20 protein-coding genes and 1 pseudogene are annotated in these 22,323 nt (G+C 70.3%); 13 read left to right on the top strand and 8 right to left on the bottom strand.

The window, feature by feature from the left end:
- Nucleotides 1–8 precede the first annotated feature (8 nt).
- A complete protein-coding gene (pip, locus tag ABD056_RS04045; protein ID WP_343864648.1) occupies nt 9–1,010 on the bottom strand; it encodes a prolyl aminopeptidase in 1,002 nt (333 codons plus the stop codon).
- The gene (locus ABD056_RS04040; RefSeq protein WP_343864646.1) at nt 1,007–1,864 is read right to left on the bottom strand and encodes a thermonuclease family protein; all 858 of its coding nucleotides are present in this window, start codon (nt 1,862–1,864) and stop codon (nt 1,007–1,009) included. Before ABD056_RS04040 ends, pip begins: the two co-directional genes overlap by 4 nt.
- Before the next feature lie 58 nt (nt 1,865–1,922).
- Between ABD056_RS04040 and ABD056_RS04035 the strand changes: the two genes are divergently transcribed.
- The 3 genes from ABD056_RS04035 (at nt 1,923) to ABD056_RS04025 (ending at nt 4,685) form a co-directional block, all read left to right on the top strand.
- The gene (locus ABD056_RS04035) at nt 1,923–2,198 is read left to right on the top strand and encodes an Lrp/AsnC ligand binding domain-containing protein (protein WP_343864644.1); all 276 of its coding nucleotides are present in this window, start codon (nt 1,923–1,925) and stop codon (nt 2,196–2,198) included.
- A 41-nt stretch (nt 2,199–2,239) separates the two neighbouring features.
- Nucleotides 2,240–3,802, top strand: a complete 1,563-nt coding sequence (locus ABD056_RS04030) for a M48 family metalloprotease (protein WP_343864642.1) — start codon at nt 2,240–2,242, stop codon at nt 3,800–3,802.
- Between the two features lie 76 nt (nt 3,803–3,878).
- Nucleotides 3,879–4,685: a sulfite exporter TauE/SafE family protein gene (locus tag ABD056_RS04025; protein WP_343864640.1), complete on the top strand. Its 807-nt coding sequence runs from the start codon at nt 3,879–3,881 to the stop codon at nt 4,683–4,685.
- A 48-nt stretch (nt 4,686–4,733) separates the two neighbouring features.
- Here ABD056_RS04025 and ABD056_RS04020 read toward each other — a convergent pair whose 3' ends face one another.
- Both ABD056_RS04020 and ABD056_RS04015 read right to left on the bottom strand, forming a co-directional pair.
- On the bottom strand, nt 4,734–7,178 hold the full coding sequence (locus tag ABD056_RS04020) for an FtsK/SpoIIIE family DNA translocase (protein WP_343864638.1): 2,445 nt from the start codon (nt 7,176–7,178) through the stop codon (nt 4,734–4,736).
- A gap of 47 nt (nt 7,179–7,225) precedes the next feature.
- Nucleotides 7,226–8,428 (bottom strand): aminotransferase class I/II-fold pyridoxal phosphate-dependent enzyme, encoded by a 1,203-nt coding sequence (locus ABD056_RS04015; RefSeq protein WP_343864637.1) that lies wholly within the window; start codon nt 8,426–8,428, stop codon nt 7,226–7,228.
- Between the two features lie 247 nt (nt 8,429–8,675).
- Here ABD056_RS04015 and ABD056_RS04010 point away from each other — a divergent pair, with 247 nt between their 5' ends.
- Both ABD056_RS04010 and ABD056_RS04005 read left to right on the top strand, forming a co-directional pair.
- A complete protein-coding gene (locus ABD056_RS04010; RefSeq protein ID WP_343864678.1) occupies nt 8,676–9,155 on the top strand; it encodes an Hsp20 family protein in 480 nt (159 codons plus the stop codon).
- Between the two features lie 198 nt (nt 9,156–9,353).
- Nucleotides 9,354–9,587 carry a DUF1150 family protein gene (locus ABD056_RS04005; RefSeq protein ID WP_343864635.1) on the top strand — a complete coding sequence of 78 codons (234 nt, stop codon included), beginning with the start codon at nt 9,354–9,356 and terminating at the stop codon, nt 9,585–9,587.
- A gap of 145 nt (nt 9,588–9,732) precedes the next feature.
- On the opposite strand, the gene scpC is transcribed toward ABD056_RS04005, so the two are convergent.
- The gene (scpC, locus tag ABD056_RS04000; protein WP_343864633.1) at nt 9,733–11,244 is read right to left on the bottom strand and encodes a succinyl-CoA:acetate CoA-transferase ScpC; all 1,512 of its coding nucleotides are present in this window, start codon (nt 11,242–11,244) and stop codon (nt 9,733–9,735) included.
- Nucleotides 11,245–11,625: 381 nt separating this feature from the next.
- Here scpC and ABD056_RS03995 point away from each other — a divergent pair, with 381 nt between their 5' ends.
- The 4 genes from ABD056_RS03995 (at nt 11,626) to ABD056_RS03980 (ending at nt 15,470) form a co-directional block, all read left to right on the top strand.
- Nucleotides 11,626–13,038, top strand: a complete 1,413-nt coding sequence (locus ABD056_RS03995; protein ID WP_343864631.1) for a circularly permuted type 2 ATP-grasp protein — start codon at nt 11,626–11,628, stop codon at nt 13,036–13,038.
- A 2-nt stretch (nt 13,039–13,040) separates the two neighbouring features.
- The gene (locus ABD056_RS03990; RefSeq protein ID WP_343864629.1) at nt 13,041–13,979 is read left to right on the top strand and encodes an alpha-E domain-containing protein; all 939 of its coding nucleotides are present in this window, start codon (nt 13,041–13,043) and stop codon (nt 13,977–13,979) included.
- 84 nt (nt 13,980–14,063) lie between these two features.
- A complete protein-coding gene (locus ABD056_RS03985) occupies nt 14,064–14,771 on the top strand; it encodes a proteasome-type protease (RefSeq protein WP_343864627.1) in 708 nt (235 codons plus the stop codon).
- Between the two features lie 114 nt (nt 14,772–14,885).
- Nucleotides 14,886–15,470 (top strand): hypothetical protein, encoded by a 585-nt coding sequence (locus tag ABD056_RS03980; RefSeq protein ID WP_343864625.1) that lies wholly within the window; start codon nt 14,886–14,888, stop codon nt 15,468–15,470.
- A 33-nt stretch (nt 15,471–15,503) separates the two neighbouring features.
- On the opposite strand, the gene ABD056_RS03975 is transcribed toward ABD056_RS03980, so the two are convergent.
- The 3 genes from ABD056_RS03975 to secA form a co-directional block, all read right to left on the bottom strand.
- Entirely contained in the window at nt 15,504–15,716 is a 213-nt protein-coding gene (locus tag ABD056_RS03975) for a hypothetical protein (RefSeq protein ID WP_343864623.1), read from the bottom strand.
- A 49-nt stretch (nt 15,717–15,765) separates the two neighbouring features.
- Nucleotides 15,766–15,969: a hypothetical protein gene (locus tag ABD056_RS03970; protein ID WP_343864621.1), complete on the bottom strand. Its 204-nt coding sequence runs from the start codon at nt 15,967–15,969 to the stop codon at nt 15,766–15,768.
- A gap of 80 nt (nt 15,970–16,049) precedes the next feature.
- Complete coding sequence (secA, locus tag ABD056_RS03965; RefSeq protein ID WP_343864619.1) at nt 16,050–18,785, bottom strand: preprotein translocase subunit SecA; 2,736 nt, start codon at nt 18,783–18,785, stop codon at nt 16,050–16,052.
- A gap of 287 nt (nt 18,786–19,072) precedes the next feature.
- Here secA and ABD056_RS03960 point away from each other — a divergent pair, with 287 nt between their 5' ends.
- The 4 genes and pseudogenes from ABD056_RS03960 (at nt 19,073) to mutT (ending at nt 22,322) form a co-directional block, all read left to right on the top strand.
- Complete coding sequence (locus tag ABD056_RS03960; protein ID WP_343864617.1) at nt 19,073–19,972, top strand: foldase protein PrsA; 900 nt, start codon at nt 19,073–19,075, stop codon at nt 19,970–19,972.
- Nucleotides 19,973–20,071: 99 nt separating this feature from the next.
- A complete protein-coding gene (argJ, locus tag ABD056_RS03955; protein ID WP_343864615.1) occupies nt 20,072–21,325 on the top strand; it encodes a bifunctional glutamate N-acetyltransferase/amino-acid acetyltransferase ArgJ in 1,254 nt (417 codons plus the stop codon).
- Nucleotides 21,306–21,806: pseudogene (locus ABD056_RS22890) on the top strand (GNAT family N-acetyltransferase); the annotation flags it as partial. The gene argJ and the pseudogene ABD056_RS22890, both read left to right, overlap by 20 nt.
- A gap of 78 nt (nt 21,807–21,884) precedes the next feature.
- Nucleotides 21,885–22,322 (top strand): 8-oxo-dGTP diphosphatase MutT, encoded by a 438-nt coding sequence (gene mutT, locus ABD056_RS22885; protein ID WP_425545003.1) that lies wholly within the window; start codon nt 21,885–21,887, stop codon nt 22,320–22,322.
- Nucleotide 22,323 lies beyond the last annotated feature (1 nt).

The following is a 22,323-nucleotide window of genomic DNA, read 5'->3' as shown; positions in this document are numbered from 1 at the left end:
GCGCTGGCTCAGGCGGAGTGGAGGCGCTTGTAATCCTCGGTCGCCTCCACCAGCGCCCGGCGGATGCCCGGTTCCAGCGCCGAGTGGCCGGCATCGGGCACCACCACGTAGCGGCACTCCGGCAGCGCCCGCGCCACCCGGTCGGCGGTGACGATGGGGCACACCACGTCGTAGCGCCCCTGCACGATGGTCACCGGCAGCGTATGCAGGCGGTCCAGCCCCGCCATCAGCTGGTCGGGGGTCAGGAAGCCGCGGTTGACCATGTAGTGCGCCTCCAGCCGCGCCAGGGCCAGCGCCGGCTCCGGCCGTCCCAGTGGGCCGGCGGCGGGGTCGCTGAAGCCGCGCGTCGGCACCAGCCGCGAACAGGCCTCCTCATAGCTCGACCACACCCGCGCCGCCGGCCCATGCACCTGCGGGTCGGGATCGGTCAGGCGGCGGTAGTAGCTGGCGAGCGGATCGGCCCGTTCGCCGGCCGGCAGGAAGTCGCGGAAGTGGCGCGCCGCCTCCGGGAAGAACTGCCCCATGCCGTTGACGAACCAGTCGATCTCGGCATCGGTGCAGAGGAAGATGCCGCGCAGGATGAGGCCAAGGCAGCGCTGCGGGTGGCTCTGGGCATAGGCCAGCGCCAGCGTCGATCCCCACGAGCCGCCGAACACCAGCCACTGCTCCACCTTCAGGTGGCGGCGCAGGGCCTCGATGTCGTCCACCAGATGCCAGGTGGTGTTGTTGCGCACCTCGGCAAAGGGCGTGGAACGGCCGGAGCCGCGCTGGTCGAACAGCACGATGCGGTAGAACGCCGGGTCGAAGAAGCGGCGGAACTGCGGCCCGACGCCACCGCCAGGGCCGCCGTGCAGGAACACCACCGGCACGCCGGTGGGGTTGCCGCTCTCCTCCCAGTACAGGCGATGCAGCGGGTCCACCGCCAGATGGCCGGAGGCATGGGCCTCGATGGGGGGGAACAGGGTGTCGTCGGTGGCGGCGGCGGAACGCACGGGCTGATCCTTGCTCACTGGTCCTCCTTGCCCGCGCGGACCAGGGCCGGATCGGCCGTGATCTGCTCGGGGTGGGTCAACTCGATCATGGGGCCGTTGCGGGAGCGAATCCAGCCCCTTAGCAGAACTTCCCGTCCGCTCAGGGCGGCCGGGTCGAGGCCGGCGGCCCGGAACTGGCGGCGGGCGGCGGCATCCAGGGTGGCGGTGAAGTCGGTGCGCCAGTCGGGCCCGAAGTTGAGGTAGGTGGTGCCGCGCGCCTCCGCCACCTCGCGCACCGTGCCGCGCACCACCTGGAAGGTGCCCTCGGTGTCCGCCTCGTCGGGCAGGGTGGCGGCGTCGCGCACGCGGTAATGGTCCAACGCCCAGATGCCGCGACGGGCGGCACGGGCGTCCGCCTCGGCGGCCATCATCTCGGCGGCGAGGCGGCGGTTGTCGGGGAAGGTGTAGACGCGGGCGAGGCCCCGCCGCAGCATCTCCCCCTGCACCCACAGGCCGTCGTCGGCCCGGAACAGGTGGGCGAGCACGCGGCCGTGGCGGTCCTGCGCCGTCTCCCCAGGCCGCACCGCCACCGAGCGGCCGCCGATCAGCTCCACCACCGCCGCGCGCGCCTCGGGCGCCAGCGGCCATTCGGGGAAGTTGCGGCGGCCGAGCGGCAGCTTGGGCGCCTGGATGCCGACGAAGCGGACCTCGCGGCCGTCGGCCAGCATCACCGTATCGCCGTCGATGACCTCCGCCACCGCCGCGGTGCCGGCATCGGCCAATCCGGGCGCCAGACGGTCCAGCTCCGCCGCCCCGCCGGCCGCCGTCGGCACGAGGCCGATGAGCAGCGCCAGGAGCAGCGCCTTGATCCTGCCGCCTTGCGCCCGTACCATGCCCGCTCCGGTCCGCAGCGGCCGGAGTGTCGGGACTTTCAAAGGGATCGCCAGTGTCATGCGCGCCGTCTTCGTGATGATCAAATGCGACCTCGGCAAGGCCTATCAGGTCGCCGACCAGGCCGTCGAGGACATCGAGCAGATCTCGGAAATCTACTCGACCTCCGGGCAGTATGACCTGCTCGCCAAGTTTTACGTCGACGACGATGTCGACGTCGGCCGTTTCGTCACCGAAAAGGTGCAGACCCTGCCGGGGGTGAAGGATACCTTCACGCTGATCACCTTCAACGCCTTCACGCCCGACAGCAGCCCGGGCGGCACCCGCATCGCCTGACGGCACCGCCTGCCGACCCTGCCGCCGGCCGGAGACGCGCCATGAGCCACGCCCCCGACGCCCACCCCCGCCCCCACGGCTTTCACCACGCCGGCTGCGGCTGCGGCCATGGCGGCGGGGGCCTGTCGCGACGGCGCCTGCTGCTCGGCTCGGCGGCGCTGGCGACGGCGGCCGGCAGCGGCCTCGGCCTCACCGGCTGCACCGCCAACCCGGCCACCGGACGGTCGAGCTTCACCGCCTTCTCCGACATCGGCGACGACGTGCGGGTGGGGGCGCAGGAATACCCCAAGCTGCTGGAAGCCTTCGGCGGCGCCTATCAGAACCGCCGCCTGCAGGCCTATGTGGACGGCATCCTGGTGCGGTTGGTTCCGCACACGGAATATCCGCAGCTGCCATGGCAGGTGACGATCGCCAACACGCCCATCGTCAACGCCTTCGCCCTGCCCGGCGGCAAGGTGACGCTGACCCGCGGCCTGCTCGCCATGGCCTCCAGCGAGGCGGAGGTGGCGGGCGTGCTGGCCCACGAGGTTGGCCACGTCACCGCCCGCCACTCGGCCGAACGCCAGGGCGCCGGCCTGCTGGCGCAGCTGGGGGTGGCGGTGCTGGGGGCGGCGACCGGCAGCGCCGAACTGGCCAACATGGCCGGCCAGGGCGCCCAGGCCTACCTGCGCGGCTATTCCCGCGACCAGGAGATGGAGGCCGACATGCTCGGCATCCGCTACATGACCCGCGCCGGCTATGATCCCGACGCCATGGCCGGCTTCCTCGCCACCCTGGGGGAGCAGTCGCGGCTGGAGGCCCGCATGGCCGGGCGCGACCCGTCGGAGGCCGACGCCTACAACATCATGGCCACCCACCCGCGCAGCCTCGACCGCGTGCGCCAGGCCATGCAGCTGGCCCAGGCCGGACGGCCGCCGCAGCCGGTGGTGGGGCGCGAGTCCTTCCTGTCGGAAATCAACGGCATGCTGTTCGGCGAAGACCCGGAGCAAGGGCTGATCCTCGACCGCGGCCGCCGCTTCGCCCACCCGTCGCTGCGCTTCGCCTTCGAGGCGCCGGACGGCTTCCGGCTGGTCAACGGCCGCCAGCGGGTGACGGCGCAGCATCCGGGCGGCGGCACCGCGGTGGTGGACCTCGCCCGCGGCGGCGGCGATCCGGGGGCCTTCGTCGCCCGCTGGGCCGGCCCGGCGGCGGCGGGACGGCCGGAGCGCCTCAGCCTCAACGGCCTGCCGGCGGCGACGGTGGCGGTGCGTCTGACCGCCGCCGGCGGTCGCCCGGTGCGCGGCCAGGTGGTGGCAGTGCCGGCGCCGCAGCCCGACCTGATGGTGCGGTTCCTGTTCATGGCGCCCGACGCCCAGTTCGGCCGCTTCGACGAGGCCTTCCGCCGCATGACCTACAGTTTCCGCCATCTGAGCGCCGACGAAGCCGCCTCCCTGCGTCCGCTGCGGCTGATCGTGACGCGGGTGGAACCGGCCGACACCATCGCCGACCTCTCCGCCCGACTGCCCTACGGCCCCTTCAACGACGACTGGTTCCGCTTGCTCAACGACCTCTCCCTGCAGGACGGCCTGACGCCCGGCGAGCTGGTCAAGATCGTCACCCAGTAGGGGGGCGGCGCCCGATCATGGCTTGCCCGGAATTTATATCCGGGTGACTATAGCGCCTCCTCCTGGGGGCGTAAGCATGACCGAAGCCGAAAGCCGCGTTGCCCCGAAGCCGGTCCCCGCCTTCACGGCCGGCGCCGCCATCGGTGTTCTCGGCGGGCTGATCGGCCTTGGCGGGGCGGAGTTCCGCCTGCCGCTGCTGATCGGGGTGTTCCGGTTCGCCGCGCTGGAGGCGGTCATCCTCAACAAGGTCATGAGCCTGGTGGTGGTCGCCGTGGCGCTGCCGTTCCGCATGTCGGCGGTGCCGCTGGAGATGGTGGGCGCCCACTGGCCGATTGCGCTCAACCTTCTGGCCGGCAGCATGGCGGGAGCCTGGATCGGCGCCGGCTGGGCGCTGCGCCTGCGCCCGGCGCTGTTCTACCGCATCATCGCCATGCTGCTGACCGTGGTGGCGGCCGTGCTGCTGCTCGGCCATGGCGGCGGCGAGGGGACGGTGCCGGCCTTCTCCGGCATCGGCCAGGCCGTGGCCGGGCTGGTGGCGGGTATTGGCATCGGCATCGTGGCGTCGCTCATCGGGGTGGCGGGGGGCGAGTTCCTGATCCCGACGTTGATCCTGCTGTACGGCGTCGACGTGAAGCTGGCCGGCAGCCTGTCGCTGGCGGTGAGCCTGCCGACCATGCTGGTCGGCTTCGCCCGCTACAGCCGCGACCGCAGCGTCCTGGTGCTGCGGCAGAACCTGCGCTTCGTGGCGATCATGGCGGCGGGTTCGGTGGCCGGCGCCTACCTGGGCGGCCAGATGCTGGGACTGATCCCGGCACATCTGCTCCTGCCCGTGCTGGCCGCAATCCTGGTGATCTCGGCGATAAAGATCTGGCGCCACGCTTGAGCATGGGGCTTTCGGCCGCCGCCCCGCCCCGCCCGTCCGCCCGGCGGGCTAGTCCATCTCCACCATCGGCGGGGCCAGCACCTCGCGCTTGCCGACGTGGTTGGCGCGGGAGACGACGCCTTCCTTCTCCATCCGCTCGATGATGCGGGCGGCGCGGTTGTAGCCGATCTGCAGGTGGCGCTGCACGAAGCTGGTGGAGGCCTTGCGCTCGCGGCACACCAGCGCCACCGCCTGGTCGTAGAGGTCGTTGCCGTCGCCGTCGCCGCCGGGGCTGGCGCCGGCCGGGCCGGCGGGGCCGAAGCCGGGAATGGCGGCCATGGCCTCCTCGTCGTCCTCGGTGACGCCGTCGACGTAGTCGGGCTCGCCCTGGTCGCGCAGATGGGCGACCACCTTCTCCACCTCCTCGTCGGTGACGAAGGGGCCGTGGACGCGGGTGATGCGGCCGCCGGCGGCCATGTAGAGCATGTCGCCCTGGCCCAGCAGCTGTTCCGCCCCCTGCTCGCCCAGGATGGTGCGGCTGTCGATCTTGCTGGTGACCTGGAAGCTGATGCGGGTCGGGAAGTTGGCCTTGATGGTGCCGGTGATGACGTCGACGCTCGGCCGCTGGGTCGCCATCACCAGGTGGATGCCGGCGGCGCGGGCCATCTGGGCGAGGCGCTGGATGGCAGCCTCGACATCCTTGCCGGCCACCAGCATGAGGTCGGCCATCTCGTCGACGATGACGACGATGAAGGGCAGCGGCTTCATGTCCAGGGCCTGCTGCTCGAACACCGGCTTGCCGGTGTCGGGGTCGAAGCCGGTCTGCACCGTGCGGGTCAGCCCCTTGTCGGACTTCAGCGCCTCCGCCACCTTGGCGTTGTAGCCGGCGATGTTGCGCACACCGATCTGGCTCATCAGGCGGTAGCGGTTTTCCATCTCCCGCACCGCCCACTTCAGCGCCACCACCGCCTTGCCGGGGTCGGTCACCACCGGCGCCAGCAGGTGCGGGATGCCGTCGTAGACCGACAGTTCCAGCATCTTGGGGTCGATCATGATGAAGCGGCACTGGTCGGGCGTCAGGCGCCACAGCAGCGAGCAGATCATGGTGTTGACCGCCACCGACTTGCCCGATCCGGTGGTGCCGGCGATCAGCAGGTGGGGCATGCGGGCAAGATCGACATAGACCGGCCCGCCGCCGATGTCCTTGCCGAGCGCGAGGCAGAGCGCCTGCGGCGACTTGTCGAACTCGTCCGCGGCCACCAGTTCGCGGAAGCGCACGACCTCGCGGCGGGCGTTAGGCAGTTCGATGCCGATGACGCTGCGGCCGGGGATGACGGCGATGCGCACCGCCACCGCCGACATGGAACGGGCGATGTCGTCCGCCAGCCCGATGACGCGGCTGGTCTTGGTGCCGGGCGCCGGCTCCAGTTCATAGAGGGTCACCACCGGGCCGGGGCGCACCTTGACGATCTGGCCGTTGACGCCGAAGTCCGCCAGCACCCCTTCCAGCATGCGGGCGTTGGCCGACAGCGCCTCCTCGTCCAGCTTGCCGCCGCTGCCGGGGTCGGGCGGGGCGAGCAGGTCGATGGGCGGATGCACCCAGCCCTCCGCCGGGTCGGGCGGCAGCAGGGAGCCCTGGCGGGCCTCCATCTCGCGGCGGGAGGGGGCGGGCGGCTTCGGCCGCGACACCACTTCCACCGTCGGCTCGGCCCGCGGCGGCGCCGGGTGCGGAGTGCCGAGCACCGGCTCGCTGCGGGTGGTGACGGCCGGCTCCATGCGCCGGCGCCGGCGGCGGCGGTCGTCGGCATCGCCGTCGTCGGCCGCGGCGGCGGGATCGTCCTTGTCCTTGCGGCTGCGGCCGAGCGCCTGCCGCGCCTTGCCGCCGAGGCCGAGCATGGTGTCCGGCATCTCCCGCACCGAGGCGATGGCGCGGCGCCATTCGTCGAACCGCACATGCGCCACCCACAGGAACAGCACCGCCCCCACCAGCCCGCCGACGCCGGCCACCAGGGCGGCGCTGTCGGCCGCCAGCTGCACGGCGGAGCGCAGCAGCAGCGCCCCGGCGGCGCCGCCCAGGCCGGCGGCGATGGGCCAGTCGGGCGGCTTCGGCAGGGCGGCGAGCCCGAAGCTGAGCAGGATGGCGGCGGCGATCAGCCCCACCGTGCGCAGCCAGGCGGCGCTGACGTGCTGGCCGGAAATCAGCCGCACCCCCCACGACAGCACCGCCAGCAGCGGCAGCGCCGCCGCCAGCCCGAAGCCCTGCAGGGCGGCGTCCGACAAGGTGGCGCCGAAGCGGCCGAGGGCGTTCACCGGCTCGGCATCGCTGGCGGTGTTCCACGACGGATCGCCGGGCGTATGGGTGAGCAGCGCCGTCGCCACCACGCCCGCCACCACCACCAGCCCGAGGCCGAGCAGCCGCAGCCCCATGCCGCGCACCGCCGTCACCATCTCGGGCGGCAGGATGCGGGGGACGAGGGCCTTGGGGCGGCTCTGGGGACGCGGGGTGCGGGCCATGGGCGCGGTGTCTGTCCTGTAACGGTGGCGGAGCGGCGGCGGCGGGGTCAGCCGGCGGCGAGCAGGGCGGCGATGCGGGTGAGGGCGTCTTCCACCACCGGCTGGTCGTGGACCAGGGCGATGCGGATGTAGCGGGCACCGGCATTGCTGCCGTCGGCCTCGTCGCGGGTGAGGTAGCGGCCGGGCAGCACCTTGATGCCGGCTTCCGCCCACAGGCGGCGGGTCATGGCCTCGCCGTCGCCGACGTCCAGCCACAGGAAGAAGCCGCCCTCCGGCGCCACCCGCTCGCGCCCCAGCACCGGCCCGAGGATGCGGTCGGCGGCGTCCATCTTGGCCTGGTAGCGGGCGCGGTTGTCGTCCACATGCGCCTCGTCGGCCCACAGGGCGGCGGCGGCGGCCAGCAGCGGCAGCGGCGTGCCGGCGGCGGCGTAGCTGCGCAGGCGGGAGAAGCGGGCGATGACGGCGGCATCGCCGATCACCACGCCGGAGCGCAGGCCGGCGGCGCTCGACCGCTTGGAGAGGGAGTTGAACACCAGCACGTTGTCGAGGCTGCCGCCCAGCTCGCGGCAGGCGTCCAGCGCCCCCGGCGGCGGCGCGCTACGCCAGATCTCCGAATAGCACTCGTCGGCGATGAGCAGGAAGCCGTGGGCGCGGGCCAGCCGCACCAGCTCGATCCAGGTTTCCAGCGGCGCCACCGCCCCTTGCGGGTTGGCCGGCGAGCAGAAGAACACCATGGCGGCGCGGTCCAGCACCTCGCGCGGCAGCGCCGCCACGTCGGGCAGGAAGCCGGTGTCGGGGCCGGCGGGCAGCATCAGCGGCTCGGCGCCGTTCATGACCGCGGCGCCCAGATAGACCTGGTAGAAGGGGTTGGGCATGATCGCCAGCGGCGCCCGCGCCGCCGGGTCGGCGGCCACCGCCACCTGGCCGATCATGTACAGCGCCTCCCGCGTGCCGGCGGCCGGCAGGACGTGGCGGGCGGGGTCGACCATGCCGTCGGGCAGGCCGTAGCGGCGGCTCGCCCAGCCGGCCACCGCCGCCCGGTAGTCCGGCGTGCCGGCGATGGGCGGATAGCGGTTCCAGCCACCGGTGGCGGCGATGGTGTCGCCGATCAGCGCCGGGGCGGCGTGCTGCGGCTCGCCGATGGACATGACGAGGCCGCCGCCGGGCGGCGTCGGCAGGTCGTCCAGCAGGGCGGCGAGGCGCTGGAACGGGTAATCGCTGAGCTGGTCGAGGCGCGGATTGAAGGTCATCGGATATGAGCCTGAGGACAAAGCGGAAACGACGATACCGCCGCCGCGACTCGGGAGCAAGCGACGCGGCGGTGACAAGCGCCGCACCGGCGGGGCGGGGGCCGCGCCGGCGGTCTTGACGATCGGGCCGGATGTCCCGAAATATGAGCAGGCCGGCGGTGCCATTGCGGACCGTCGACTGCACGACCTGTCCGGGGTGCCATTCGGGCCCCGCGCCGGACTCGCTCAGGCGAATGAGGAGAACGCGATCGTGACCCGTCTGTCCGTGTTCAACAGCCCCCTGCTGCTGGGCTTCGACCAGTTCGAGCGCGTGCTCGACCGCGTGGCGAAAAGCTCGGCCGAGGGCTATCCGCCCTACAACATCGAGCAGATCGGCGACAACGGCCTGCGCATCACCCTGGCGGTGGCCGGTTTCTCCGACGACGACCTCAGCGTCACCACCGAGGACAACCAGCTGGTCATCCGCGGCCGCCAGACCCGCGACGACGCCGACCGCGTGTTCCTCCACCGTGGCATCGCCACCCGCCAGTGGCAGCGCAGCTTCGTGCTGGCCGAGGGCATCGTGGTGAAGGGGGCGTGGCTCGACAACGGCCTGCTCAACATCGACCTCGAACGGCCGATGCCGGAACCCAAGGTCTGCCAGATCAAGATCGAGACCAAGGCCGGTCCCGCCGGCGAGCGCAAGACCACCCGCACCATCGAGATGAAGCCCGACTACCGGGAGTGAACGGGCGGCGAGGCAGCCGTTTCGCGCGGTCCGCCGCCGGCCGTGCCTGCCGTGGGGCTGGCGCCATGCAGCAATGCCATCGGCGCAGATCGCGAACGGGCTGCAGAAACCTTTCGTTCACATCATAAGAGCACAATGACCGCGTCGTTCCGATGCCGCGAAAGGGCGGGTCGGCGAGAACGCGGAGCGAGGGACACCATGACCGACAAGATTCAGAGCCTGGACACCACCGCCCACCCCACCATCAGCCCGGCCGAACTGGCCGCGCTGGGGGCCGAGGACCTCGCCTACACCAAGTCGATGGATGTCGACGGGCAGGTGTTCTGGTCCATCCACGCCGGCGACGGCACCCAGCTGGGCGTCGCCCAGAGCCGCGACCTCGCCTGGGCGGCCATCCGCCAGAACGACCTGGAGCCGGTCAGCGTCCACTGAGCTTTCGCTGACCTGACCTCACCCGCTCCTGCCGCCCGCTTCCGCCCCGCCACTGCGGCGGGGTGGAGGGGGCCGGCGGTGGCGACGCCCGGCGCCGTCCACCGCCCCTGCTGTTGTTGCTGTCGCTGTCGCTCCCCGTCTCCGGTCAGCCGGCCGGCTTCCCCGCCTTGCGCATGTCGCCATGGTCGCGGAAGGCCCGGTGCAGGTCGAAGGCGTGGTCGAGCAGATGCGGCGTCTGGCCGCCGACGGCCCGCTCCGCCCCCCGCACATAGTCGCGCAGGTAATCGCGGTACTGCGGATGGACGCAGGTCTCGATCACCACCCGCGCCCGCTCGCGCGGCGCCAGGCCGCGCAGGTCGGCCAGGCCCTGTTCGGTGACGATCAGGTCGACGTCATGCTCGCTGTGGTCGACGTGGCTGACGAAGGGCACGATTGACGATATGGCGCCGCCCTTGGCCGTCGACTTGGTGACGAAGACCGACAGATAGGCATTGCGGGCGAAATCGCCCGAGCCGCCGATGCCGTTCATCATCTGCGACCCCAGCACGTGCGTCGAGTTGACGTTGCCGTAGATGTCGGCCTCCAGCGCCGTGTTGATGGCGATGAGGCCGAGGCGGCGGATGACCTCCGGGTGGTTGGATATTTCCTGCGGCCGCAGCACCAGCCGGGTCTTGTAACGGCCAAGGTCGCCCAGCACGGCGGCGTGACGGTCCGGCGACAGGGTGATGGAACTGCCGGAGGCGAACACCAGCTTGCCGGCGTCGAACAGGTCGAAGGTGCTGTCCTGCAGCACCTCGGAATACATGGTCAGGTCGTGGAAGCCGGTGTCGATGAAGCCGTGCAGCACCGCGTTGGCGATGGAGCCGATGCCGGCCTGCAACGGCGCCAGCGACAGGCCGAGCCGGCCGCGCGCCACCTCGTTCTCCAGGAACTCGGTCAGGTGGCCGGCGATCTGCCGCGTCTCGGCGTCGGGCGGCTGGATGCTGGCGCAGCTGTCTTGCTTGGCCGAGATGACGATGGCGGCGATGCGCGACGGGTCCACCGGGATCGACGGCAGTCCCACCCGGTCCTGCGGGGCGGTGATGGGGATGGGGCCGCGGAACGGCCGCCGGGTCGGGATGTAGATGTCGTGCAGCCCCTCCATCACCGGCGACAGGGTCAGGTTGATCTCGACGATCACCTTCTCCGCCAGCATGGCGAAGGTGGCGGAGTTGCCGACCGAGGTGGTGGGGACGATGGAGCCGTCCTCCTTGATCATCACCGCCTCGACGATGGCCACATCCACCGGGCCAAGCTGGCGGGAGCGCAGCATCTCCACCGTTTCCGACAGGTGCTGGTCGATGAACAGGACCTCGCCGGCATTGATGCGCTTGCGCAGCGCCGGATCGGACTGGAACGGCAGGCGGCGGGCGATGACGTGCGCCTCCGACAGCGTCTTGTCGAGGTCGTTGCCGAGGCTGGCACCGGTCATCAGGGTGATCTTGATGTCCTCGCGCCGGCCGCGCTCGGCCAGGGCCAGCGGCACCGCCTTGGCCTCGCCGGCACGGGTGAAGCCGGACATGCCGACGGTCATGCCGTCGTGGATGTGCAGCGCCGCCTCTTCCGGCGTCACCACCTTGCTCCACAGGGACTGGGGCTTGATACGGTCTTGGTACATGGGGGTTGGCATCCCTCCGGTTGGGGTCCGTCCGTCCCCGCCGGCGGGCCGGGAATCCCGGCGGCGGGGTCGGTTATCCACAGGACCGGCCAGGGGTAGCACCCGTACATGAGAAAAAGCGAGACAAGAAGGTCTGCGCTGGCCGCATGGGCCCATGCGCGCCGTCGGCTGCCGAGTCGCGCCGAGTCGCACCGGCGTCGCGGGGGCTGCGGCGGGGGGTGCCGGCGCCGCTGCGCCCGCTTTCTCGGCACCGGCATAGGCATACTGCCTGCGCCGTGAGCATCCGCAGCATTTGTGCAGGGGCTGTGCATCCGGTACGTGACAAGGGCCGTGAAATGGCTCCAAATTCGATGCGGAGCGGTGCTAGCGGAAAGGGGGAGCATGGCAACCACGGCCTTCGACGAGATGTGCCCGAACGGCCACATCCGGGAACCCTATCAGACCTATGACACGTGGCTGCAACGGCAGCCGGCCGACATTCTCGGCCATCGTCACCGGCAGGCGGACATGCTGTTCCGCCGCATCGGCATCACCTTTGCGGTCTACGGCGATACCTCCGGCAAGGAACGCCTGATCCCCTTCGACATCATCCCGCGCATCCTGTCCAAGGACGAATGGAGGACCGTCTCCAACGGCGTCTGCCAGCGGGTGAAGGCGCTGAACGCCTTCATCGCCGACGTCTACCACGGGCAGGAGATCATCCGCGCCGGCAAGGTGCCGGAACGGCTGGTGATGCAGAACGAGCAGTTCCGCCAGGAGATGAAGGGCTTCACGCCGCCCAAGGGCATCTATGTCCACATCGCCGGCGTCGACATCGTGCGCACCGGCGAGAACAGCTTCTCGGTGCTGGAAGACAACCTGCGCACGCCCTCCGGGGTCTCCTACATGCTGGAGAACCGCGAGATCATGATGCGCCTGTTCCCCGACCTGTTCGACCTGCACGCGGTGGCGCCGGTCAACCACTACCCCAACCAGCTGGTGCAGAACCTGCGCTTCGCGGCGCCGGCGCATGTGGAAAACCCCACCGTGGTGGTGCTGACGCCGGGCCAGTACAACAGCGCCTATTTCGAGCACGCCTTCCTGGCCGACGAAATGGGCGTCGATCTGGTGCAGGGCCACGACCTGTTCGTGGAGGAAGACACCGTCTACATGCGCACCGTCGAAGGGCCGAAGCGCGTCGACGTCATCTACCGCCGCATCGACGACGATTTCCTTGATCCGCGCGTGTTCCGCAAGGACAGCCTGCTCGGCGTGCCGGGGCTGTTCCAGGCCTACCGCAAGGGCCGGGTGACGCTGGCCAACGCCGTCGGCACCGGCATCGCCGACGACAAGGCGATCTATGACTACGTGCCGGAGATGATCCGCTTCTACCTGGGGGAGGAGCCGATCCTCGCCAACGTGCCGACCTACCACCTCAACCGCGAGGACGACCGCAAGTACGTGCTCGACCACCTGGAGGAGCTGGTGGTGAAGGAGGTCCACGGCTCCGGCGGCTACGGCATGCTGGTCGGCCCCAAGGCGACGCGGGAGGAAATCAGCGCCTATCGCCAGCGCATCCTGAAGGACCCCGGCATGTTCATCGCCCAGCCGACGCTGGCGCTGTCCACCTGCCCGACCTTCGTGGAGCAGGGCATCGCCCCGCGTCACGTCGACCTGCGGCCGTTCGTGCTCTATGGCGAGGACATCACCGTGGTGCCCGGCGGGCTGACCCGCGTCGCCATGCGCGAAGGCTCGCTGGTGGTGAACTCGTCGCAGGGCGGCGGCACCAAGGACACCTGGGTTCTGGAGCGCTGAGCATGCTGAGCCGTACCGCCGACAACCTGTACTGGATGGCGCGCTATGTGGAGCGGGCCGAGAACATGGCCCGCATCCTCGACGTCAGCCACCGCATGAGCCAGCTGCCGGCCGCCGACGGCGAGGATTCGTCGTCGCAGTGGCTGCCCGCCCTCATCATCGCCGGCCAGCGGCCGCTGTACGAGGCGCGCCAGCAATCCATCACCGCCGGCGCCGTCATCGCCTTCATGGCGCTCGACCCCGACAACCCGTCGTCGATCTACAGTTCCCTGCGGCAGGCGCGCGAGAACGCCCGCGCCGAGCGCAACGCCATCCCTTCGGAGATGTTCGAGTGCCTCAACGCCGCCTGGCTGGAGATCAAGGAGATGCAGTATTCGCACCTCCTCGACACCGGCTTCCGCGACTTCTTCGACTGGGTGAAGGACCGTTCCGCCCTGTTCCGCGGCACCACCGTCGGCACCATGCTGCAGAACGAGGGGTTCTACTTCACCCGCCTCGGCACCTTCGTGGAGCGCGCCGACAACACCGCCCGCCTGCTGGACGTGAAGTACCACGTGCTGGCCCCGGACGAGGAACGCATCGACGAGGCGGTGGACTATTACCAGTGGGGCGCCCTGCTGCGGTCGCTGTCGGCCTTCAAGGCCTACCGCCTCATCTACCGTGACACCATCAAGCCGCGCAACGTGGCGGAACTGCTGATCCTGCGGGACGAGTTCCCGCGCTCGCTGCACGCCTGCTACGACGTGGTGCACCAGCAGCTGGACATGCTCGGCCCGCGTCTGGAATGCTGCCGCATGGCCGGGGAGATGCACGCCCGCCTGCACTACACCCGCACGCAGGACATCACCCGCCGCGGCCTGCACCGCTTCCTCACCGATTTCATCAACCGCAACTCGGCGCTGAGCGCCCAGATCGCCCGCGACTTCCTGCTGGTGGCCTGAGGCCGCGTCCGCCCTGCCCGCATCCGACAAGAAGCGACCATCATGACCTATTGTCTCGGCCTTCTGTTGAACGATGGCCTGGTTATGGTTTCCGACAGCCGCACCAACGCCGGCGTCGACCACATCTCCGCCTTCTCCAAGATGCGCGTCTGGGAAAAGCCCGGCGAGCGCATCCTGGTGCTGCTGTCGGCCGGCAACCTGGCCATCACCCAGGCGGTCGCCAGCCAGCTGGAGGACAAGGTGCGCCTGCCCGGCGGCGAAAAGCGCAAGAAGGGCTCCACCATGCTCACCGTGCCGGGCATGAACGCCGCCGCCAAGCTGGTGGGGCAGGCGGTGCGGCGGGTGTATCAGGACGATGCCGGATCGCTGCAGCAGCACGGCGCCGACTTCATCGCCAGCTTCATCCTGGGCGGCCAGATCAAGGGCGGCCCCATGCGGCTGTTCATGATCTACGCCGCCGGCAACTTCATCGAGGCCGGGCCGCTGACGCCGTTCTTCCAGATCGGCGAGACGAAGTACGGCAAGCCGATCCTCGACCGCGTCATCGGGCCCGAGACGCCGCTGCCGGAAGCGGTGAAATGCGCTCTGGTGTCCATGGACAGCACCATGCGCTCCAACCTGTCGGTCGGCCTGCCCATCGACGTGCTGGTGGCCAAGACCGACCAGTACCGCACCTTCCACCGCCGCACGCTGGAGGAAGACGACCCCTACCTGCTCGGCCTGCGCAAGCAGTGGGGCGACGGCGTGCGCCGGCTGTTCGGCCAGCTGATCGACCCCAAGCTGGAAGACTAGGCTGCCGCCCTGTCCCCGCGCGGTCCCGTCCGGCCCCGGCGCCCGCCCGCTGCCCCCTTGCGGCGGCGGGCGTTTCCGTCGACAGTGGCGCACCTGACGGAGGAGTGAGACGACATGCGACGGTGGATGGCGGCGGCGGCCGCGGTGCTGACCCTGGCGACGGCAACCGCGGCGGCGGCCCAGGAGGCGACCCGCCAGCCGGAGGTCTACGGCTTCGCCGTGCCGCAGCGCTGGGAAGAGGTGGACCGCAGCCGCCAGCAGAATGTCGACATGATCACCTTCGTACCGCAGGGCCAGTCGCTGCAGGGCTGGAAGGACATGATCATCCTGCAGGTCTACCGCGAGATGACAGCGCTGCCGGCCGAATCCTTGCGCGAACGCACCGTCAGCGCCCTGCGCGCCGCCTGCGACGAGGCCTCCGCCGGGGCGCTGCAGACCGGGCTGTCGAACAACTACCCGTCCGCCTTCTGGATCACCGCCTGCACCCGCAACAGCCAGAGCGGGCAGGGCGAGATCGCCTATTTCCGCTCCCTGCAGGGCAACGACAACCTGTATCTGGTGCAGCGGGTGTGGAACACGCCGCCCTTCGACAGCAGCGCCCCGGCCGTCTCCGACGCCGAGAAGCAGGAGGCCATCGCCATCCTGCGGGCGCTGACGGTCTGCCAGCCGGGCGATGCCCGCCACCCCTGCACGCAGTGAGGCGGGCGACGGCGGCGCCGGCCGCCGAACGGATCAGATCACGATGTTGAGGTAGGTGCCGCGCGGGGCGTTGCGGTCGAACACCACGCCGTCGATGCGGATGAGGTCGCGGTGGCGCCGTTCGCCGTCGCCGCGGCCGCGGTCGTCGTCATCGAAGCCGACGACGGCGCCGGCCGACCGCTTGCGGTCGCGGGCGCCGCCCACCGAAGCGGAAGATCCGCGGGATCCGACTCTGCCGGTCTCCATCTTCCCCTCCCGGGTTGCATCCGGCGGCCGCCACGGCGGTCGCGGTGGTTCAGGCCGTCAGGTTGAGCTGGGTGCCGCGGCCCTGCATGGCATCCATCATGGCGCGGCTGTCGGCGACCGCCTGGGCCACCGCTTCCACCTGCGCCGCAGCCGAGTCCATGGCCGCCTTCACCATCAGCGTGCCGAGCTGCTGCTGCACGGTGCCCGCCTGCATGCGGCCGAGCGCCGCGGCGGTGTTGACGATGGCATCCATGGCAGTCTCCTCAGGCCGATCCTCCACGCTACACCCGCCGCCGGGACGGGCGCAACCGCGGAGGACGGGCGACCCCGGCCTCAGGCCAGGGCGCCGTGGCAGTGCTTGAACTTCTTGCCGGAGCCGCAGGGGCAGGGCTCGTTGCGGCCGACGCGGCCCCAGGTGGCGGGGTCGGCCGGATCGCGCTCGGCCAGCGCCACGCCGCCGCCGCTGCCGGCCGGCGCCGGGGCGACGCCCGGCACGCCGCCGCCGCCCACCGCCGGGGCCGGCGTCGGGTGTTCCTCCCGCATGGGGACGGAGCGGCTCTGCGGCTGCAGGTCCTCGGGGGTGCGCTGGGTCTGCAATTCCACATGGCTGAGGGTGCCGGTGACGCGCTCGCGCAGATGGGCCAGCATCTGCTGGAACATCTCGAAGGCTTCCGACTTGTATTCGTTCAGCGGGTCGCGCTGGGCGTAGGCACGCAGGGAAATGCCCTGGCGCAGGTGGTCCAGCTGCAGCAGGTGTTCCTTCCACACGCCGTCGAGGATCTGCAGCAGCAGGCTCTTTTCCACCATGTGCCACAGCTCGGGGCCGTAGCTGGCGGCCTTGGCGGCCATCTTCTCGTCCGACGCCTGGATCAGGCGCTCGACGATCTCGTCCTCGGCGATGCCCTCTTCCTTGAACCACTCGGCCACCGGCAGGTCGAGGGCCAGCACGCGCACGGCTTCCTCGTGCAGCAGCTTGGCGTTCCACTGCTCCGGCATGGCCTTGGGCGGGATCGCCTTGTGGACGATCTCGGCGATGGTGTCGTGGCGCATTTCGGTGACGTCCTGCGACACGTCGGCGGCGTTCATCAGCTCGCGCCGCTGTTCGTAGATCACCTTGCGCTGGTCGTTCATGACGTCGTCGAACTTCAGCAGGTTCTTGCGGACCTCGAAGTTGCGTGCCTCGACCTTGCTCTGGGCCTTTTCCAGGGCCTTGTTGATCCACGGATGGACGATGGCCTCGCCTTCCTTCAGGCCGAGCTTCTGGAGCATGCCCTCCATGCGCTCCGACCCGAAGATGCGCATCAGGTCGTCTTCCAGCGACAGGAAGAAGCGCGAGGCGCCGGGGTCGCCCTGACGGCCGGAACGGCCGCGCAGCTGGTTGTCGATGCGGCGGCTTTCATGGCGTTCGGTGCCGATGACGAACAGGCCGCCGGCGGCCAGCGCCTGCTGCTTCTTGGCCTCGATGTCGGCCTTGATGGCGGCGACCTTGGCGTCGTACTCCGGCGTGTGCGGCTCCAGGCCCTCGCACTCGCGCCACACCCGCATTTCCAGGTTGCCGCCGAGCTGGATGTCGGTGCCGCGGCCGGCCATGTTGGTGGCGATGGTCACCGCGCCGGGCAGGCCGGCCTGGGCGACGATCCAGGCTTCCTGCTCGTGGTAGCGGGCGTTCAGCACCGACGGCTGGATCTTCTTCTTCTTGCGCAGCAGGTCGGCCAGGTATTCCGACTTCTCGATGGACGTGGTGCCGACCAGCACCGGCTGGCCCTTCTTGTGGGCTTCCTCGATCAGTTCGACGATGGCGTCGTACTTCTCGCGGGCGGAGCGGTAGACCTCGTCGTCCTGGTCGTCGCGCACGAAGGGGCGGTTGGTCGGGATCTCGACCACTTCCAGCTTGTAGATCTCGGCGAATTCGCCGGCTTCCGTCATGGCGGTACCGGTCATGCCGGCCAGCTTCGGGTAAAGGCGGAAGTAGTTCTGGAAGGTGATGGAGGCGAGCGTCTGGTTCTCGGCCTGGATCTGCACGCCTTCCTTGGCCTCCAGCGCCTGGTGCAGGCCCTCGGAGTAGCGGCGGCCTTCCATCATGCGGCCGGTGAATTCGTCGATGATGACGACCTTGCCGTCCTTCACCACGTAATCGACGTCGCGGGTGAACAGCTTGTGGGCGCGCAGGGCCTGGTTGGAATGGTGCAGCAGGGTGACGTTGCCGATGTCGAACAGCCCGCCTTCCTGCAGCAGCCCGGCCTGACGCAGCAATTCCTCCATGTGCTCGGTGCCTTCGTCGGTGAAGGTGACCGCGCGGGCTTTCTCGTCCTTCTCGAAGTCGACTTCGGTCAGGCTGGGGATCAGGGCGTTGACGGCGGTGTAGAGGGCGGAACCGTCCTCGGCCGGGCCGGAGATGATGAGCGGCGTGCGCGCCTCGTCCACCAGGATCGAGTCCACCTCGTCGACGATGGCGTAATGGAAGGGCCGCTGGACCATGTCGTCCAGGCGGAACTTCATGTTGTCGCGCAGGTAGTCGAAGCCGAACTCGTTGTTGGTGCCGTAGGTGACGTCGCAGGCATAGGCGGCGCGGCGCTGGTCGTCGTTCAGTTCATGCAGGATGACGCCGACCGACAGGCCGAGGAAACGGTAGAGCTGGCCCATCCAGTTGGCATCGCGGCGGGCGAGGTAGTCGTTCACCGTCACCACATGCACGCCCTCGCCGGTGAGGGCGTTGAGGTAGACCGGCAGGGTGGCCACCAGGGTCTTGCCTTCGCCGGTCTTCATCTCGGCGATCTTGCCCTGGTGCAGCACCATGCCGCCGATCAGCTGGGTGTCGAAGTGGCGCATGCCGAACACGCGGCGGCCGGCCTCGCGCACCACGGCGAAGGCTTCGGGCAGCAGGTCGTTCAGCTCGGCGCCGTCGGCGAGGCGCTGGCGGAACTCCACGGTCTTGCCGCGCAGCTCGTCGTCGCTGAGTTTCTCGATGGTGGGTTCGAGGGCGTTCACCTGCTCCACGGACTTGCGCAGGGACTTGACGATACGGTCGTTCGCGGAGCCGAAAATCCGCCGGGCGAGTGCGCCGATCATGGAGAGTTCTACCTCGGACGTGGAGCGGAGGGACGAGGCTGCCAAGCCTTTTCCGGACGGTCACACACATAGAGCGGGCCGGCCAGCATGTCAACGAAGCGACCCGCCGGCGGGTGCGGGTCAACCCCCTTGCGGCACCGCTTGCCGAGCCGCCCGCGATGTGATGTTGTGACCGCCTTCCTTTCGCCGGAAAGCTGCCCCACCCTGCGGCAGCCGGCACCGCGTGGCGGCGGTGCCGCCGACCGAACCCGTTTGTACGATACTTCAAGGCCCCGAAGGAGCCCGTCATGGCCGTCAAGTTCCTGCGCGCTGCGCTGTCCGCTTCCGTCCTCGCGACCGCCGCGCTCGCCGTCCCGACCCTCGTCGCCGCGCCCGTTCTGGCGCAGGACAAGGCGGCGGAAAACCCCGTGGTCGCCAAGGTCGGCAAGGACGAAATCCGCCGCTCCGACCTGATCGCCATGAAGGAAGCCATGGCCCAGCAGATGCCCCAGCTGGCCATGCTGCCGCTGGAAGCCGTCTACCGCCCGCTGCTGGAGCGCGCCGTCGATTCCAAGCTGCTGGCCCGCGCCGCCGCCGACCAGGGCCTCGCCAAGTCCGACGAGGTGAAGCAGCGCCTGAAGGAAGCGGAAGAGCGCATCATGCAGCAGGTCTACCTGGAGCAGCTGGTGGAGACCCAGGTCACCGACGCCCAGGTCAAGGCCGCCTACGACGCCTTCCTGAAGGACAACCCGCCGGAGCCGGAAGTCCACGCCCGCCACATCCTGGTGAAGAGCGAGGAAGAGGCCAAGGACGTCATCGCCCAGCTGAAGAAGGGCAAGGACTTCGCCGAACTGGCGACCGAGAAGTCCGATGGTCCGTCGGGCTCCAAGGGCGGTGACCTCGGCTACTTCACCCAGGGCGACATGGTGCCGGAATTCGCCGCCGCCGCCTTCGCCATGAAGCCGGGCGACATCAGCGAGTCGCCGGTGCAGACCCAGTTCGGCTGGCACGTCATCAAGGTCGAGGACCGCCGCCAGAGCCAGCCGCCGGCCCTGGAGGAAGTGCGCGACCAGCTGCACCAGCAGGTCGCCGGCCAGGTCATCGAGCAGAAGATGACCGAGCTGCGCACCAAGGCCGACGTCAAGCTGTTCGGCCTCGACGGCAAGGATCTGCCGGCCGAGAATACGGGCGACAAGCCCGCCCAGTAAGGCCATACTGCCCGCCGACCTGCGATCCCCGCCGGTGCCTTCGGGCGCCGGCGGGCGGTCGCGTCTTCCCTGTCCCTTGCGAGCCGTGATCGTCCCGCCATGAAGCTGTCCGTCTCTCCGCTTGCCCCCGCCGGCTTCCCGAAGATGCCGGCGCTGACCGGCGTCACCTTCGCCGCCCATCCGTGCGGCATCCGCTACAAGGACCGCGACGACCTGCTGCTGATGGTGCTGCCGGCCAACACCACCGTGGCCGGGGTGTTCACCCGTTCCAAGTGCCCGTCGGCGCCGGTGGACTGGTGCCGCGAGGCGCTGCGCAAGGGCAAGGGCCGGGCGCGGGCGGTGCTGGTCAACGCCGGCAACGCCAATGCCTTCACCGGCGCCGCCGGCGCCGCCGCCGTGCAGCGCACCGTCGCCAAGGCGGCGGAGGTCATCGGTTGCCAGCCGGAGCACGTCTTCGTGTCCTCCACCGGCACCATCGGCGAGCAGCTGCCGGACGAGCGCATCACCTCCCAGCTTGACGCCGTGTTCGCCAAGGCCATGGCCGACGGCGGCGACGCCGGCGACTGGCAGAAGGCCGCCGCCGCCATCATGACGACGGACACCTTCCCCAAGGGCAGCAGCCGCACCGCCGTCATCGACGGGGTGACGGTGACCATCAACGGCATCGCCAAGGGATCGGGCATGATCGCCCCGGACATGGCGACCATGCTGTCCTATGTGGTCACCGATGCGGCCCTGCCGGCGGAGGTGCTGCAGTCCATGCTGGCGAAGGGCGTCGACAAGACCTTCAACTGCATGACGGTGGACAGCGACACCTCCACCTCCGACACCCTGCTGCTGTTCGCCACCGGCACCGCCGGCAACAAGCCGGTGAAGGACGTCGCCGACAAGCGCCTGAAGGACTTCAAGGCCAAGCTGACCGACGTGCTGCTCGACCTCGCCCAGCAGGTGGCGCGCGACGGCGAGGGCGCCTCCAAGTTCATCGAGGTGCGGGTCACCGGCGCCGACAGCGGCCGCGCCGCCAAGCGCATCGCCAAGGCCATCGCCGACAGCCCGCTGGTGAAGACCGCCATCGCCGGCGAGGACGCCAACTGGGGCCGCATCGTCATGGCCGTCGGCAAGGCCGGCGAGAAGGCCGACCGCGACCGCCTGTCCATCCGCATCGGCGGCGTCGAGGTGGCGGCCCACGGCCGCGCCGTCGAAGGCTATGACGAGACCCCGGTGGTCGCCCACATGAAGGGCAAGGAAATCGTCATCGAGGTCGACATCGGCCTCGGCAAGGGCAAGGCGACGGTGTGGACCTGCGACCTGACCCACGGCTACATCGACATCAATGGCTCCTACCGCACCTGACGGGCAGGCGCGGGCGCGCGCCCTGCTGGATGCCGAGGCGGGCTGCACCGCCGTCTTCCCGCTGCGCACCCCGCGCCTGCGCCTGCGCCCGCTGACCGCCGAAGATGCGCCGAGCGTGCGCGCCTGCGTCGGCGAGGCGGCGGTGGCCACCCGCACGCTCGACATCCCCCACCCGCTGCCGGCGGGGGCGGAGGCTGCCTTCATCGCCGACATCGCCGCCGACATGGCCGCCGGCAAGGCGGTGGTCTGCGCCGTCGAGCGGGCCGACGACGGCGCCTTCATCGGTGCCTGCGGGCTCATCAACATCACCGCCGACAGTGCCGAGGCCGGCTACTGGATCGCCCGCGACCACTGGGGGCAGGGCTACGCCAGCGAGGCGCTCGGCGCCATCACCGCCTTCGCCTTCGACGACCTGAAGCTGGCCCGCCTGTCGGCCCACGCGCTGGCCGACAATGCCGCCAGCCTGCGGGTGATGGAGAAGGCGGGCTTCACCCTCGGCGGCCAGGAGATGCGCGTCTCGGTGCCGCGCAGCGCCCGTCTGGCGGTGCGCCTGGCCGACCTGGACCGCGATGCCTTCCACGCCTGGCGCAGCGGCCGGCTGAAGACCGTGCTGGTGGCGGCGGTGGCGCTCATCGACGCCGACAACCGCGTGCTGCTGGCCCGCCGGCCGGAGGGCAAGAGCATGGCCGGCCTGTGGGAGTTCCCCGGCGGCAAGGTCGATCCCGGCGAGACGCCGGAACGTGCCCTCATCCGCGAGCTGGAGGAGGAACTGGGCATCGACGTCGGCGGCAGCTGCCTCGCGCCGCTGGCCTTCGCCAGCCACGGCTATGCCGACTTCCACCTGCTGATGCCCCTCTACGTCTGCCGCCAGTGGCATGGCACGCCGACGCCGCGGGAAGGGCAGGACCTGGCCTGGGTCGCCCCCAACCGGCTGCGCGACTATCCCATGCCGCCGGCCGACATCCCGCTCATCCCCATCCTGCAGACCTGGCTTTAGC

Source organism: Caenispirillum bisanense (assembly GCF_039523075.1).
GTDB lineage: Bacteria > Pseudomonadota > Alphaproteobacteria > Rhodospirillales > Rhodospirillaceae > Caenispirillum > Caenispirillum bisanense.
The sequence above is the reverse complement of the archived record's forward strand: the minus strand, read 5'-3'. Positions and strand labels throughout refer to the sequence as shown.

What these genes read in the sequence shown, in the direction of transcription:
- ABD056_RS04040 (WP_343864646.1), bottom strand. Translation starts at nt 1,864, where the DNA reads ATGGTACGGGCGCAAGGCGGCAGGATCAAGGCGCTGCTCCTGGCGCTG.
- ABD056_RS04035 (WP_343864644.1), top strand. Translation starts at nt 1,923, where the DNA reads ATGCGCGCCGTCTTCGTGATGATCAAATGCGACCTCGGCAAGGCCTAT.
- ABD056_RS04030 (WP_343864642.1), top strand. Translation starts at nt 2,240, where the DNA reads ATGAGCCACGCCCCCGACGCCCACCCCCGCCCCCACGGCTTTCACCAC.
- ABD056_RS04025 (WP_343864640.1), top strand. Translation starts at nt 3,879, where the DNA reads ATGACCGAAGCCGAAAGCCGCGTTGCCCCGAAGCCGGTCCCCGCCTTC.
- ABD056_RS04020 (WP_343864638.1), bottom strand. Translation starts at nt 7,178, where the DNA reads ATGGCCCGCACCCCGCGTCCCCAGAGCCGCCCCAAGGCCCTCGTCCCC.
- ABD056_RS04015 (WP_343864637.1), bottom strand. Translation starts at nt 8,428, where the DNA reads ATGACCTTCAATCCGCGCCTCGACCAGCTCAGCGATTACCCGTTCCAG.
- ABD056_RS04005 (WP_343864635.1), top strand. Translation starts at nt 9,354, where the DNA reads ATGACCGACAAGATTCAGAGCCTGGACACCACCGCCCACCCCACCATC.
- scpC (WP_343864633.1), bottom strand. Translation starts at nt 11,244, where the DNA reads ATGTACCAAGACCGTATCAAGCCCCAGTCCCTGTGGAGCAAGGTGGTG.
- ABD056_RS03995 (WP_343864631.1), top strand. Translation starts at nt 11,626, where the DNA reads ATGGCAACCACGGCCTTCGACGAGATGTGCCCGAACGGCCACATCCGG.
- ABD056_RS03990 (WP_343864629.1), top strand. Translation starts at nt 13,041, where the DNA reads ATGCTGAGCCGTACCGCCGACAACCTGTACTGGATGGCGCGCTATGTG.
- ABD056_RS03985 (WP_343864627.1), top strand. Translation starts at nt 14,064, where the DNA reads ATGGTTTCCGACAGCCGCACCAACGCCGGCGTCGACCACATCTCCGCC.
- ABD056_RS03980 (WP_343864625.1), top strand. Translation starts at nt 14,886, where the DNA reads ATGCGACGGTGGATGGCGGCGGCGGCCGCGGTGCTGACCCTGGCGACG.
- ABD056_RS03975 (WP_343864623.1), bottom strand. Translation starts at nt 15,716, where the DNA reads ATGGAGACCGGCAGAGTCGGATCCCGCGGATCTTCCGCTTCGGTGGGC.
- ABD056_RS03970 (WP_343864621.1), bottom strand. Translation starts at nt 15,969, where the DNA reads ATGGATGCCATCGTCAACACCGCCGCGGCGCTCGGCCGCATGCAGGCG.
- secA (WP_343864619.1), bottom strand. Translation starts at nt 18,785, where the DNA reads ATGATCGGCGCACTCGCCCGGCGGATTTTCGGCTCCGCGAACGACCGT.
- ABD056_RS03960 (WP_343864617.1), top strand. Translation starts at nt 19,073, where the DNA reads ATGGCCGTCAAGTTCCTGCGCGCTGCGCTGTCCGCTTCCGTCCTCGCG.
- argJ (WP_343864615.1), top strand. Translation starts at nt 20,072, where the DNA reads ATGAAGCTGTCCGTCTCTCCGCTTGCCCCCGCCGGCTTCCCGAAGATG.